The organism is Streptomyces marokkonensis, from assembly GCF_008312835.1.
Classification (GTDB): domain Bacteria; phylum Actinomycetota; class Actinomycetes; order Streptomycetales; family Streptomycetaceae; genus Streptomyces; species Streptomyces marokkonensis_A.
Window position 1 is genome coordinate 101,595 of sequence record NZ_VSKS01000014.1, and the last position, 12,358, is coordinate 113,952.

General features: G+C 71.6%; 11 protein-coding genes. 10 read left to right on the forward strand and 1 reads right to left on the reverse strand.

Going from position 1 to position 12,358, the window contains the following annotated elements:
• Positions 1-18: 18 nt before the first annotated feature.
• The 10 genes from F1615_RS23580 to F1615_RS23625 all read left to right on the forward strand — a co-directional run bounded on the left by F1615_RS23580 (position 19) and on the right by F1615_RS23625 (position 11,297).
• A complete protein-coding gene (locus F1615_RS23580) occupies positions 19-951 on the forward strand; it encodes a carbohydrate ABC transporter permease (protein WP_149551055.1) in 933 nt (310 codons plus the stop codon).
• Complete coding sequence (locus tag F1615_RS23585) at positions 948-1,844, forward strand: carbohydrate ABC transporter permease (protein ID WP_149551056.1); 897 nt, start codon at positions 948-950, stop codon at positions 1,842-1,844. Before F1615_RS23580 ends, F1615_RS23585 begins: the two co-directional genes overlap by 4 nt.
• A complete protein-coding gene (locus tag F1615_RS23590) occupies positions 1,841-3,007 on the forward strand; it encodes a Gfo/Idh/MocA family protein (RefSeq protein ID WP_149551057.1) in 1,167 nt (388 codons plus the stop codon). Before F1615_RS23585 ends, F1615_RS23590 begins: the two co-directional genes overlap by 4 nt.
• Complete coding sequence (locus tag F1615_RS23595; protein WP_149551058.1) at positions 3,004-3,849, forward strand: PmoA family protein; 846 nt, start codon at positions 3,004-3,006, stop codon at positions 3,847-3,849. The genes F1615_RS23590 and F1615_RS23595 overlap by 4 nt, the downstream gene beginning before the upstream one ends.
• Positions 3,846-5,384, forward strand: a complete 1,539-nt coding sequence (locus F1615_RS23600; protein ID WP_149551059.1) for a glycoside hydrolase family 43 protein — start codon at positions 3,846-3,848, stop codon at positions 5,382-5,384. Before F1615_RS23595 ends, F1615_RS23600 begins: the two co-directional genes overlap by 4 nt.
• Complete coding sequence (locus F1615_RS23605) at positions 5,381-6,739, forward strand: ABC transporter substrate-binding protein (protein WP_149551060.1); 1,359 nt, start codon at positions 5,381-5,383, stop codon at positions 6,737-6,739. Before F1615_RS23600 ends, F1615_RS23605 begins: the two co-directional genes overlap by 4 nt.
• A 141-nt stretch (positions 6,740-6,880) precedes the next feature.
• Positions 6,881-7,672, forward strand: coding sequence for a rhamnogalacturonan acetylesterase (locus tag F1615_RS23610; RefSeq protein ID WP_149551061.1), 792 nt, complete (start codon positions 6,881-6,883; stop codon positions 7,670-7,672).
• A 34-nt stretch (positions 7,673-7,706) separates the two neighbouring features.
• A complete protein-coding gene (locus tag F1615_RS23615; RefSeq protein ID WP_149551062.1) occupies positions 7,707-9,041 on the forward strand; it encodes a pectate lyase family protein in 1,335 nt (444 codons plus the stop codon).
• Between the two features lie 82 nt (positions 9,042-9,123).
• Positions 9,124-10,236 carry a pectinesterase family protein gene (locus F1615_RS36415; RefSeq protein WP_149551063.1) on the forward strand — a complete coding sequence of 371 codons (1,113 nt, stop codon included), beginning with the start codon at positions 9,124-9,126 and terminating at the stop codon, positions 10,234-10,236.
• Positions 10,233-11,297 carry a dienelactone hydrolase family protein gene (locus tag F1615_RS23625; RefSeq protein ID WP_149551064.1) on the forward strand — a complete coding sequence of 355 codons (1,065 nt, stop codon included), beginning with the start codon at positions 10,233-10,235 and terminating at the stop codon, positions 11,295-11,297. Before F1615_RS36415 ends, F1615_RS23625 begins: the two co-directional genes overlap by 4 nt.
• A gap of 169 nt (positions 11,298-11,466) precedes the next feature.
• On the opposite strand, the gene F1615_RS23630 is transcribed toward F1615_RS23625, so the two are convergent.
• Positions 11,467-12,300 carry a pectate lyase gene (locus F1615_RS23630; RefSeq protein WP_149551065.1) on the reverse strand — a complete coding sequence of 278 codons (834 nt, stop codon included), beginning with the start codon at positions 12,298-12,300 and terminating at the stop codon, positions 11,467-11,469.
• Positions 12,301-12,358: the final 58 nt, after the last annotated feature.

Consider the following 12,358-nt stretch of genomic DNA (forward strand, 5'->3'; position numbering starts at 1 on the left):
GAGAAACGGAGAACAGTCATGGCCCAAGCCGCAGCCGTGGCGAAACCGCCCGCGCCACCCCGGCGGCGCCGTGCCTCCGCCACGCCCCGCAGGCTCCCCTACCTGCTGATCGCACCGGCCGCCCTGCTCATGCTGGGCTTCATCGCGTACCCGGTCCTCAGCGTCTTCTACTACAGCCTGCAGGAGTACAACCCCACCAAGCCGTGGCGCAACGGCTTCGCGGGCTTCGACAACTTCACCCACATCTTCACCGAGGACCCGCTGTTCTGGGACACCCTCGTCTTCAGCGCCAAGTGGGTCGTCGTCGAGGTCGGACTGCAGTTGATGTTCGGCCTGGCCCTCGCCCTCATCGTCAACCAGACCTTCGTCGGCCGCGCCCTGGGCCGCGCCCTCGTCTTCTCGCCGTGGGCCGTCTCCGGCGTGCTGACCTCCGCGATCTGGGTGCTCCTCTACAACTCCCAGACCGGCATCACCCGGTACCTCGCGGACATGGGCATCGGCGACTACGGCGTCAGCTGGCTGTCGGACACCTCCACCGTCTTCCCGGCGGCGGTCGTCGCCGACCTGTGGCGCGGTGTCCCCTTCTTCGCGATCCTCATCCTCGCCGACCTCCAGTCCGTCTCCAAGGACCTCTACGAGGCCGCCGAGGTCGACGGGGCCAGCCGCTTCAAGCAGTTCCTGCACATCACGCTGCCGCACCTGAAGGACGCCATCATCCTGTCCACGCTGCTGCGCGCGGTGTGGGAGTTCAACAACGTCGACCTGCTCTACACGCTGACCGGCGGCGGACCCGCGGGCGCGACCACGACCCTGCCGCTGTACATCGCCAACACCTCGGTCGAGTCCCATGACTTCGGCTACGCGTCGGCCCTCACGACGGTCGCGTTCGTGATCCTGCTCTTCTGCTCGATGGTCTACCTGCGGCTGAGCAAGTTCGGAGGCGAGAAGTGATCACCAAGGAGGCCACCGTGGCCGCCCCCGCCCCCGTGGCCGTCGCCCCTGAGCCGCCACGGCCGGCGAAGGGGCACCGGGCCTGGGACGAGGCACCCCGCTGGCAGATCTACCTGCCCCTGGGCGTCTACCTCGTCTTCACCCTCATCCCCTTCTACTGGATCCTGCTCTTCGCGCTGCGCCCGGCCGGCTCCACCTCGCTGGTGCCCTGGCCGATGACCTCCGTCCACTTCGAGAAGGTCTGGACGGACCGCAGCTTCGGCACCTTCTTCTACAACAGCGTGCTGGTCGGCGTCGCCACCCTGATCATGACGACCCTGGTCGCCCTGGCCGGCGGCTACGCGCTCGCCCGGTTCGACTTCAGGATCAAGCGGGCGTTCATGCTGGCCCTGCTCTGCTCCCAGTTCGTGCCCGGCGCGCTGCTCCTGGTCCCGCTGTTCGAGATCTTCGCCGAACTGCAGATGATCAACTCCCTCGGCAGCGTCATCATCGCCGAGACGGTCTTCCAGCTGCCGCTGTCGATGATCCTCATCAGCAACTTCATCAAGAACGTGCCGTACTCCCTGGAGGAGGCCGCCTGGGTCGACGGCTGCAACCGGTTCAGGGCCTTCCGGGTGGTCGTCCTGCCGCTGCTGCGGCCCGGTCTGATCGCCGTCGGCTCCTTCGCCTTCGTCCACTCCTGGAACCACTTCCTGTTCGCCCTGATGTTCCTCAACAACCAGGAGAAGCAGACCATCCCGGTCGGCCTCAACACCCTGATGAGCGCGGACAGCGTCGACCTCGGCGCACTCGCCGCGGGCGGAATCATCGCGGCCGTCCCCGTGGTGATCGTGTTCGCCTTCATCCAGAAGTGGCTGATCACCGGGTTCAGCGCGGGGGCGGTGAAGGGATGACGTCCGCCCTGCCCGTTCCCGTCGTCCTCGCCGGTGCCCGCGGCCACGGCCGCTGGCACGTGGAGAACATCCGCCGGCTCCAGGAGAAGGGAGTCGTACGGCTCGCCGGCGTCTGTGAGCTCACCCCGCTCACCAAGGACGAGTTCGGCGGGGAACTCCCCGAACAGTCAGCCGACTTCGGCGCGCTGCTCGACTCGACCGGCGCCCGGGTCGCGGTGATCTGCACCCCGATCCCCACCCACACCGACCTCGCCCTCGCGGCGGCCTCACGGGGCGTGCACATCCTGCTGGAGAAGCCGCCGGCACCGTCGTACGCCGAGTTCCGCCGGATGGCCGACGGGGTCGCCGCGGCCGGGGTCGCCTGCCAGATCGGCTTCCAGTCGCTGGGCTCGCACGCCGTCCCCGCGATCCGCGAGCTGGTCGCCGAGGGCGCCGTCGGCCGGGTGGTGGGCATCGGCGCGGCCGGCGCCTGGGTGCGGCCCGAGGCGTACTTCCGGCGGGCGCCCTGGGCGGGCCGGCGCCGGCTCGACGGCGCCGACGTGATCGACGGGGCGCTGACCAACCCGCTCGCCCACGCCGTCGCCACCGCCCTCGCGCTCGGCGACAGCACCCGCGCCGAGGACGTCGCCGGCATCGAGACCGAACTGCTGCGCGCCAACGACATCGAGTCCGACGACACCTCCTGCGTACGGATCACCACCGCGCGGGGCGGTTCCGTCACCGTCGCCGCGACGCTCTGCGCCGAGCGGGCGGACGAGCCGTACGTCATGGTGCACGGCACCAGCGGCCGGATCACCCTCTGGTACAAGCAGGACCGCGTCCTGCTCCAGCGCGCGGACCACGGCCCCGAGGAGACGCGGTACGACCGCACCGACCTGCTGGAGAACCTCGTCGCGCACCTCACCGACGGCACCGGGCTGCTCGTCCCCCCGGAGGCGACCGGAGCCTTCATGCAGGTCGTCGAGGCGATCCGCAGGGCCCCCGATCCGGTCCCGCTGCCCGCCGGCGCCTGGCACCGCGCTCCCGGCGAGGACCGCCGGGTCGTGCCCGGCATCGACGGCCTGGTCGCGGCCGCCGCCGACACCCTGTCCCTCTACTCCGAGCTGGGCGCCCCCTGGGCGCTGCCCGCCCACCACCTGCCGAAAGAGGTGAGCACCCGATGACCGGCAACGACTCCGTGGTGCTGCGTGTCGCGGGCCGGCCCGTCGGCCGGTACGTCACCCGGCCCGAACTGCCCGCGCGGCTCTCCCCGCGGCCCTGTCTGCACCCCGTCACCACCCTGGCCGGCACGGCGGTCACCGAGCTGAGCCCCGCCGACCACGCCCACCACCTCGGCGTCGGTGTCGCCGTTCCCGACGTCGAGGGGTTCAACTTCTGGGGCGGACGCACCTACGTCCGCGACCGGGGACCGACCGAGCTGGACAACCACGGCTCCCAGCGGCACATCTCCTACCAGCTGCGCGACCCCGACGGATTCGTCGAGGAACTGCGCTGGACGGCCGCGCCGGGCGAGCTGCTGCGCGAGCGCCGCACGGTCGCCGCCACCGCGCTCACCGGCGCCGCCTGGGCGCTGGACCTCACCTTCTCCCTCACCAACATCACGTCGGGGCCGCTCTCCCTGGGCAGCCCCGCCACCAACGGCCGCCCCGGCGCCGCCTACGGCGGCTTCTTCTGGCGGGCCCGCAAGGAGGAGACGGCACCGGACGTCTTCACCGCCGGCACCGACGGAGAGAACGACGCCCACGGCAGGACCGCCGACTGGCTGGCGCTCGCCGGATCCACCTGGACCCTGGTCTTCGCCGGGGCGACCGAACAGACCAGGCGCGACCCCTGGTTCGTCCGCACCGCCGAGTACCCGGGCGTCGGCTCGTCCCTCGCGCACGCGGACCGGCTGCCGGTCCCGCCCGGCGGGACCGTCGTCCGCCGGATCGTCACCGTCGTCGCCGACGGCCGCCTCGGCCGGGACGAGGCCGCCGCCCTGGTCCGCAAGGCGGTGGGCCCATGAGCGCCGAGCGGGCGGACCTCACCTACCGCAACCCGGTCCTGGACGCCGACTGGTCCGACCCGGACGTGATCCGGGTCGGCGACGACTTCTACCTGACCGCCTCCAGCTTCGGCCGCGTCCCCGGACTGCCCCTGCTGCACTCCCGCGACCTGGTCAACTGGACCCTCGTCGGCCACGCTCTCGAACGCCTCGAACCCGAGGCCGAGTTCGCCGTGCCGCGGCACGACTGCGGGGTCTGGGCCCCCGCCCTGCGCCACCACGACGACCGCTTCTGGATCTTCTGGGGCGACCCCGACCAGGGCATCTTCCAGGTCAACGCCCCCGAGATCCGGGGCCCCTGGACCCGGCCGCACCTGGTGAAGGCCGGCAAGGGCCTGATCGACCCCTGCCCCCTGTGGGACGACGAGACCGGCGAGGCGTACCTCGTGCACGCCTGGGCCAGGTCCCGCTCCGGCGTCAAGAACCGCCTCACCGGCCACCGGATGCACCCGCACGGCACCGAACTCCTCGACGAGGGCAAGGTGATCGTCGACGCCGACCGCATCCCCGGCTGGTTCACCCTGGAGGGGCCCAAGCTCTACCGGCACGACGGCTGGTTCTGGATCCTCGCCCCCGCCGGGGGAGTGGAGACCGGCTGGCAGGGCGCCTTCCGCTCACGCGCGTTCTTCGGGCCGTACGAGGAGAAGGTGGTCCTGGAGCAGAAGGACACCGACGTCAACGGCCCCCACCAGGGCGGCTGGGTGCGCACCCCGTCGGGGCAGGACTGGTTCCTGCACTTCCAGCAGCGCGGCGCGTACGGCCGGGTCGTGCACCTGCAGCCGATGGGCTGGGGCCCGGACGGCTGGCCGGTGCTCGGGGACGACGGCGCCCCCGTCGCCGTGCACCGCCGCCCGGACCTGCCCGCGCAGCAGCCCGCCGCGCCCGCCGCCGACGACGACTTCCCCGGCGGACGCCACGGCCGCCAGTGGCAGTGGACCGCCAACCCCAGGGACGGCTGGGCCACCCAGCACTCCGCCGACGGACTGCGGCTGACCTGCGTCCGGTCCGCCGACGCGCACGACCTGCGCACACTGCCCAACGTCCTCACCCAGCGGCTGCCCGGCACCCCGTGCACCGTCGAGGTGGGGCTCCGGCTCGACAGCGAGGAACCCGGAGCACGCGCCGGACTCGTGGTCCTCGGGGACGCCTACCGCTGGATCGGGCTCCAGCGCGGCACGGACGGCACGGTGCACCTGGTGCACCGGTTCGCCGAGACCGTCGCCGAGCACGAGCGGGACGCCGACCACCCGCGGCCCGCCCCCGGTGGCCGGGCGCGGCTGCGCATCGACATCGGTGCGGGTGCGCGCTGCCGCTTCTCGTACGACACCGGGGACGGTTTCCGCTCCTCCGGTCAGGTTTTCGCCGCCACGCCCTGGCGCTGGGTCGGTGCCCTGCTCGGCCTGGTCGCCCTGGCGCCCTCCGGTCAGGGGCACGCCGGCACCGCCACGTTCACGCAGTTCAGGATCAGTATCCAGAAGAAGAGAGCCGACCAATGAAGATCAGCATTCTCGGAAACAGCACCGGCAGAGGCCGCCGCACGTCGGCCGCCGTCGCCCTGGGGGCCGTGCTCGCCCTGACCGCCACCGCCTGCGGCGACGACGGCGGCGGCGCGGGCGAGGGCGGCGAGGGCAGCGGCAAGGGCAAGATCATCTTCTGGGACAACAACGGCGGTGTCCGCACCGAGATCTGGAAGGAGATCATCGCCGACTTCGAGAAGGCGAACCCGGACATCGACGTCCAGTACGTCGGCATCGCCTCCACCGAGTACCAGTCCAAGGTCGACACCGCCATCCAGGGCGGCGGCCTGCCGGACGTCGGCGGCATCAGCGCGTCGATGCTCGCGGGCTTCGCGGCCCAGGGCGCGCTCGACCCGCTGGACGACCGGCTGGACGGGTCGTCCCTGAACGGCAAGCTCAACAAGGACATGATCGAGTCGCTGCGCGCCGCGGGCGGCGGGGACGACAAGCTGTACTCGATCCCGACCTCGGCGAACAACGGCGTCCTGTACTACCGCACCGACCTGTTCGAGAAGGCGGGCCTGGAGGAGCCGACCACCTGGCCCCGGTTCTTCGAGGCCGCCGAGGAGCTCACCGACAAGGGCGCCAACAAGTTCGGCTACACCATCCGCGGCGGCGCCGGCTCCATCGCCCAGGCCCTGGACGCGATGTACGGCCAGTCCGGCATCACCTCCTTCTGGGATTCCACGGGCAAGAAGACCACGGTCAACGACCCGAAGAACGTCAAGGCCCTGGAGAAGTACGCGGCCCTGTTCAAGAAGGTCACCCCCGCCGCCGACCTCAACAACGACTTCACCAAGATGGTCGCGCAGTGGGACTCCGGCGAGATCGGCATGCTGAACCACAACCTCGGTTCGTACCAGGACCACGTGAAGGCCCTCGGCGCCGACAAGTTCCGGGGCATCCCGCAGCCCGTGGGGCCCGACGGCAAGCGGGTCCAGGTCTCCAACCCGGTCGACGGCGTCGGCCTGTTCAAGAGCTCCAAGAACAAGGAGGCCGCCTGGAAGTTCATCGAGTTCGCCACGTCGGCGGAGTCCAGCTCGAAGTTCAACGAGTCGGCCGGGCAGGTGCCGGCGCACCTGGACGCCGCGAAGGCCGAGTGGATCGCGAAGGCGGAGCCCACGAAGCTGGCGGCGGACGCGCTGACCGACGGGTCCACCACCATCGTGCAGCTGCCGTACTACCTGCCGGACTGGAACACGATCTCCAAGGCGGAGAACGAGCCGAACTTCCAGAAGGTGCTGCTGGGTGACATGAGCGCGAAGGACTTCCTGAACGGCCTGGCCGAGCAGCTGAACGAGGCGCAGGCCGAGTGGGACGAGCAGATGGGCTGAGGGCTTGTGGCGCCGCGGGGCGGCCCGTCTGCCTCGGGCTGCGGGCCGTCCGTGGTCGATCGCCCACGCGGCGGAGCCGCACATCGATCAAGTCCCGCGCCCTTCGGGGTGCTTCCCGCCCCCTGTCGAAAGGCTTGGCCCGTGTCACTCACGCGCAGGCAGGTTTCCGTTGCCGGGCTGGGAGCCCCGCTGGCCCTCGCCCTGACCGGCCCTGCGGAGGCCTCCGGCCGCCGCCGCACCCTCTACATCGCCGGTGATTCCACCGCGGCCCAGAAGTACGCCGACGCCGCGCCCGAGACCGGGTGGGGGATGGCGCTGCCCTTCCTGCTGCACCGGCATCTCACGGTCGACAATCACGCCGTCAACGGGCGGAGCTCCAAGAGCTTCGTCGACGAGGGGCGGCTCGAGGTGATCCTCTCCTCGATACGTCCCGGCGACCTCCTCCTCGTCCAGTTCGCGCACAACGACGAGAAGACCGCCGATCCCAGCCGTCACACCGAGCCGTGGACGACGTACCAGCGGTATCTGAGGCTTTACGTCGACGGCGCCCGGGCGCGGGGCGCGCGGCCCGTGCTGGCCACCGCCGTGGAGCGGCGGCGGTTCGACGCGGACGGGCGTGCCGTGCCCAGTCACGGGGAGTACCCCGCGGCGATGCGGGCGCTGGCACGCGAGGAGCGGGTCCCGCTGCTCGACGTCCAGGCGCTGTCGCTGGCGCTGTGGCAGGAGCTCGGGGCCGAGAAGACCAAGACGTACTTCAACTGGACGGCGACGGAGCAGGACAACACGCACTTCAACCCGCCGGGCGCGATCGCCGTGGCCCGGCTGGTCGCCCGGGAGCTGCTGCGCACCCGGGTGCTCGCACCGCGCGACGTGCGGCGGCTGGACGACCGGATCCCCGAGTCATGGATCACCTGGCCGGAGTCCGTCGCGTAACACACCCGAACCCTGGAAGAAGGAGAGCCGCACCATGCACCCAGCTGAATGGCATGCGCATGCCACAGTGAGAGCCGTCTCGGTGGCCGGCTGTGCCGCCCTCGTGCTGACCCTGACCGGCACCGGCGCCCAGGCCCACTCCCCGTCGCACCACCACCGTGACCCCGCCCGGCAGACACTGGGCGCGGGCGACGGCTGGGCCTCCCACGGCACCGGCACCACCGGGGGCGCCACCGCCGACGCCGAGCACGTGTACACCGTGACGGACTGGGCCGGGTTCAAGGCCGCCCTGGCGGACGGCGGCGACGCGCCGAAGATCATCAAGGTGAAGGGCACCATCGACGCGGTCTCCGAGGGCTGCGAAGCTCTCGCCGCGCCCGGATACGACTTCGACGCCTACCTGGAGAAGTACGCGCCCGAGACCTGGGGACTGGAGCGCGACCTGAGCGCCGAGCCGGACGACAGCCCGGAGGGGCTGCGCAGGGCGTCCGCCGCCCACCAGGACGCGACCATCAAGGCGAACATCCCCTCCAACACCACGATCATCGGCGTCGGCAGGAACGCCGGCATCAAGGGCGCCAGCCTGCAGATCAAGGGCGTGGACAACGTCATCGTCCGCAACCTCACCCTCGAGAGCCCGATCGACTGCTTCCCGCAGTGGGACCCCACCGACGGCAGCCGGGGCAACTGGAACTCCGAGTACGACACTGCCGTCGTGTACGGCTCCACGCACGTGTGGCTGGACCACAACACCTTCACCGACGGCGAGCACCCCGACAGCGAGGCCCCGACCCACTTCGGCATGCTCTACCAGCAGCACGACGGGGAGCTGGACATCGTCCGGGGCGCCGACCACATCACCGCCTCCTGGAACGTCTTCACCGAGCACGACAAGACGATCCTCATCGGCAACAGCGACAGCGAGTCCACCGCCGCCGGCGACCGGGGCAAGCTCAAGGCGACCTTCCACCACAACCTGTTCTCGAACCTGGTCGAGCGCGCGCCACGCGTCCGCTTCGGGCAGGTCGACGTGTACAACAACCACTTCGTGGCGGACGCCGGCTACTCCTACAGCTTCGGCATCGGCAAGGAGTCCCAGCTCGTCGCCGAGCACAACGCGTTCACCCTGCCGAAGGGCATCAGCCCGGCGAAGATCCTCAAGCGCTGGAACGACTCGCCGCTCACCGCCGCGGACAACCTGGTCAACGGCGAACGGGTCGACCTGATCGCCGCGCACAACGCGGAGCTCCCCGACGCACCCCTGCGGTCCGGCGCCGGCTGGACCCCCACCCTGCGCACCGCGGTCCACCCGGCCTGGGCGGTCCCGGTGCTGGTCAAGCACGGCGCGGGGGCCGGCCGTATCCGCTGACCCCGCCCCACGGCCGGCCGGTGCGGTCCGCCCCCACTACGGCCCGCACCGGCCCGTCCCCGCCATCCCGAGGAGCACCCGCATGCCCGCTGCCCCGTCCCGAAGGTCCTTCCTGCTCACCGGCGCCGCGGCCGGCACCGCGCTCGCCCTGTCCGCCGCCCCGGCGAGGGCCGGCGGCCGGCCGCGCGCCCCGTTCGGCCGCTTCGGCTCACCGTCCGACCGGCTCACCCCGCAGACCCTGTACGTCCACCCGCGCGGCGCCGGTGACTTCACCGGCGTCCAGGCCGCCGTGACCGCCGCGACCGGCACCGGACGCACGCTGGTCATCGCGCCCGGCGTCTACCGCGAGACGGTCTCGGTCGACGCCGACCGCACCGGCATGACCTGGATCGGTGCCTCCGAGAACCCCCGTGACGTCGTCATCGTCTACGACAACGCGGCCGGCACCCCCAAGCCGGACGGCTCCGGCACCCTCGGCACCTCCGGCTCGGCCACCACCACCGTGCGCCCCGACGGCTTCACCGCCCGCTGGATCACCTTCGCCAACGACTGGCTGCGCGGCGACCTGCCCGGCACCAGCGGCACCCAGGCCGTCGCCCTCAAGGTGCAGGGCGACCGCAGCGCCTTCACCCACTGCCGGTTCCTCGGCCACCAGGACACCCTGTACGCCGACTCGGCCTCCGTGAACACCTTCGCCCGCCAGTACTTCGCCCACTGCTACGTCGAGGGCGACGTCGACTTCGTCTTCGGCCGCGCCACCGCCGTCTTCGAGCACTGCCACTTCCGCACCCTGATCCGCCCCGACCTCACCGCCGCCCCGTACGGCTTCGTCTTCGCGCCCTCCACCGCCGGCGCCAACCCGCGCGGCTACCTGGTCACCCGGAGCAGGATCAGCAGCGAGGCCCCGGACGGCTACTACAAGCTGGCCCGCCCCTGGGTCCCCAGCTCCGACCGCACCGCCCGCCCCATGCTCACCGTCCGGGAGACCCACCTCGGCGCCGGCATCGACGCGGTCGCGCCCTACGCCACCATGGCCGGCGGCCACCCCTGGCAGGACCAGCGGTTCGCCGAGTACCGCAACACCGGCCCCGGCGCGGTGATCACCGTGCCCGGGAACCGGCCCCAGCTCACCCGCGCCGAGGCCGCCGCCCGTACCAGCAGGACCCATCTCGGCGACTGGCGGCTCCGCGGGTGACCTCCGTCCCGGGCCCGCCCGGCCTGCACCGGGCGCTCAAGGACGACCTGTACTTCCCGCTCGCCTGGGGAACCTCACCCGTGCGCGACGTCCGGCGCTGGCGCCGGGCGGCCCGGGCCAAGGTCGAGGAACTGCTCATCGTGCCGGGGCAGGACGGAACGCCGTACGCACCCGAGTACACGGCCGGGCCCGAGGCGGACGGATACAGCCGGGAACTGGTGACCGTCTCGCTCACCCGCCACACCCGGGTCCGCGGAGCCCTGCTCACCCCGCACGGCACCGGTCCCTTCCCGGCCGTACTGCTGCTGCACGACCACGGGTCCCGGTTCGACATCGGCAAGGAGAAGTGCGTCCGGCCCTGGTACGACGACACCCGGCTCGCCTCCGCCGAGGAGTGGGCAGGCCGGTACTCCGACGGACGCTTCACCGGCGACGAACTCGCCCGGCGCGGTTACGTGGTGCTCTGCCCGGACGCGCTCGGCTGGGGCGAGCGGGGGCCCCTGGCCTACGAGCAGCAGCAGGCGCTGGCGAGCACCCTCTTCCACCTCGGCTCCTCCCTCGCCGGACTCCACGCCCGTGAGGACCAGCGGGCCGCGGCCTTCCTGGCGGGGCTGGACCGGGTGGACGGCCGCCGGGTCGCCGCCGTCGGCTTCTCCATGGGCGGCTACCGCGCCTGGCAGGCCGCCGCGCTCAGCGACCACGTCGCGGCGGCGGCGAGCGTGTGCTGGATGACGGGGCTCAAGGAGATGCTGGTGCCGGGCAACAACACGCTGCGCGGACAGTCGGCGTTCCACATGCTCCACCCCGGGCTCGCCCGGTACCTCGACATCCCCGACGTCGCGGGCATCGCCGCTCCCCGGCCGATGCTGTTCCTTCACGGCGGGCTCGACGCCCTGTTCCCCGCCGACGGGGTACGGACCGCCCACGACAAGCTGCGCGCCGTCTGGCGGGCGTACGGTGCCGAGGAGCGGCTGCGGCTGAGGACCTGGCCCGAGTACGGCCACACCTTCAACGCCGTGATGCAGGACGAGGTGTACGCCTGGCTGGACCGCGTCCTGTGAGGACGCGGGGGAGGCAGCGGAACGCCCCCGCCCGTCGTCACGGGCGGGGGCGTCCGGCCGGCCGGCCGAGTGGAGCTCGGTCACGGCCTCCTGACGCGTGTCCGAGGGGGGCTCGGACGACGCGCACCGGCCCGGGGGGCCGGGCCGGCGGCTCGAAGGGCTCGGGCGGTCACTTGTAGGTGATGTCCGAGGCGGTGAAGTTGCAGACCTTGCCGTACGGGCCGGCCGGCGAGAGCTTCTTCGGTTCCTTGCCGGTGTTGTTGCCCGTGAAGCGGACGCACATCTCGATCTTCTTCTTGCTGTCGCCGTGGATGCGGACGTTGCGCAGGGACGCCGTGTCGCCGTAGTTCTCGTTGACGCCGACGATCGACTTGCCGGGCGCGACCACGTCGATGTCGCTCAGCACGATCGTGCGCTTGTACTGCTTCTTGCAGTTGCCGCAGGAGCGCACCAGCTTGCCGAAGTCCTCGACCCGGAAGCCGGTCACGGTGAGCGTGCCTGCGCCGTTGAACTGCAGCACCTTGTCGTCGGCCTTCTTCGCCCCGCCGCCGATCACCTTGTACTGCGCCGACGACGACGTGCCCTTGAAGCTGGCCGCGTCCTCGCCGACGTCCAGCCACCACACGTTCTGCAGCGTGCAACTGCCCTTGCAGTGGACGCCGTCGGCGGCGGGGGTGCCGATGACGACGTTCTTCAGCGTGGCGCCGTCGGCCAGTTCGAAGATGGGGTCCTGCCCCTCGTCCTGGCTGTCGCCGCCCAGGGCACCGGTGCCGTAGAACTTCTTCATGCCGCCGTCGTAGACGCCGGATACCGGCACGGTCTTGGACACCGGCTTGCTGCCGGTGTCGGAGGGCCAGGACGAGGCGGCGCCCGCGGTGGACAGCATCGTCGTCGTGACGATCGCCGCACCCGTGATGCCGAGCGCGGAGACCCCGGCGATCACGGCCCGCCTCCTGGTGGTCCGGCGGCGGTGGGAGACGCGCTGTTCGGCTCGTGCAGTCATGCCCGTTTCCTTGCGTGGGAGAGTCTTTGCGTCTCCTGGTCGCCACCGCCGCCGGAAG

Coding starts and splice junctions, on each gene's coding strand:
- F1615_RS23580 (WP_149551055.1), top strand. CDS start 19: ATGGCCCAAGCCGCAGCCGTGGCGAAACCGCCCGCGCCACCCCGGCGG.
- F1615_RS23590 (WP_149551057.1), top strand. CDS start 1,841: ATGACGTCCGCCCTGCCCGTTCCCGTCGTCCTCGCCGGTGCCCGCGGC.
- F1615_RS23595 (WP_149551058.1), top strand. CDS start 3,004: ATGACCGGCAACGACTCCGTGGTGCTGCGTGTCGCGGGCCGGCCCGTC.
- F1615_RS23600 (WP_149551059.1), top strand. CDS start 3,846: ATGAGCGCCGAGCGGGCGGACCTCACCTACCGCAACCCGGTCCTGGAC.
- F1615_RS23605 (WP_149551060.1), top strand. CDS start 5,381: ATGAAGATCAGCATTCTCGGAAACAGCACCGGCAGAGGCCGCCGCACG.
- F1615_RS23615 (WP_149551062.1), top strand. CDS start 7,707: ATGCACCCAGCTGAATGGCATGCGCATGCCACAGTGAGAGCCGTCTCG.
- F1615_RS36415 (WP_149551063.1), top strand. CDS start 9,124: ATGCCCGCTGCCCCGTCCCGAAGGTCCTTCCTGCTCACCGGCGCCGCG.
- F1615_RS23630 (WP_149551065.1), bottom strand. CDS start 12,300: ATGACTGCACGAGCCGAACAGCGCGTCTCCCACCGCCGCCGGACCACC.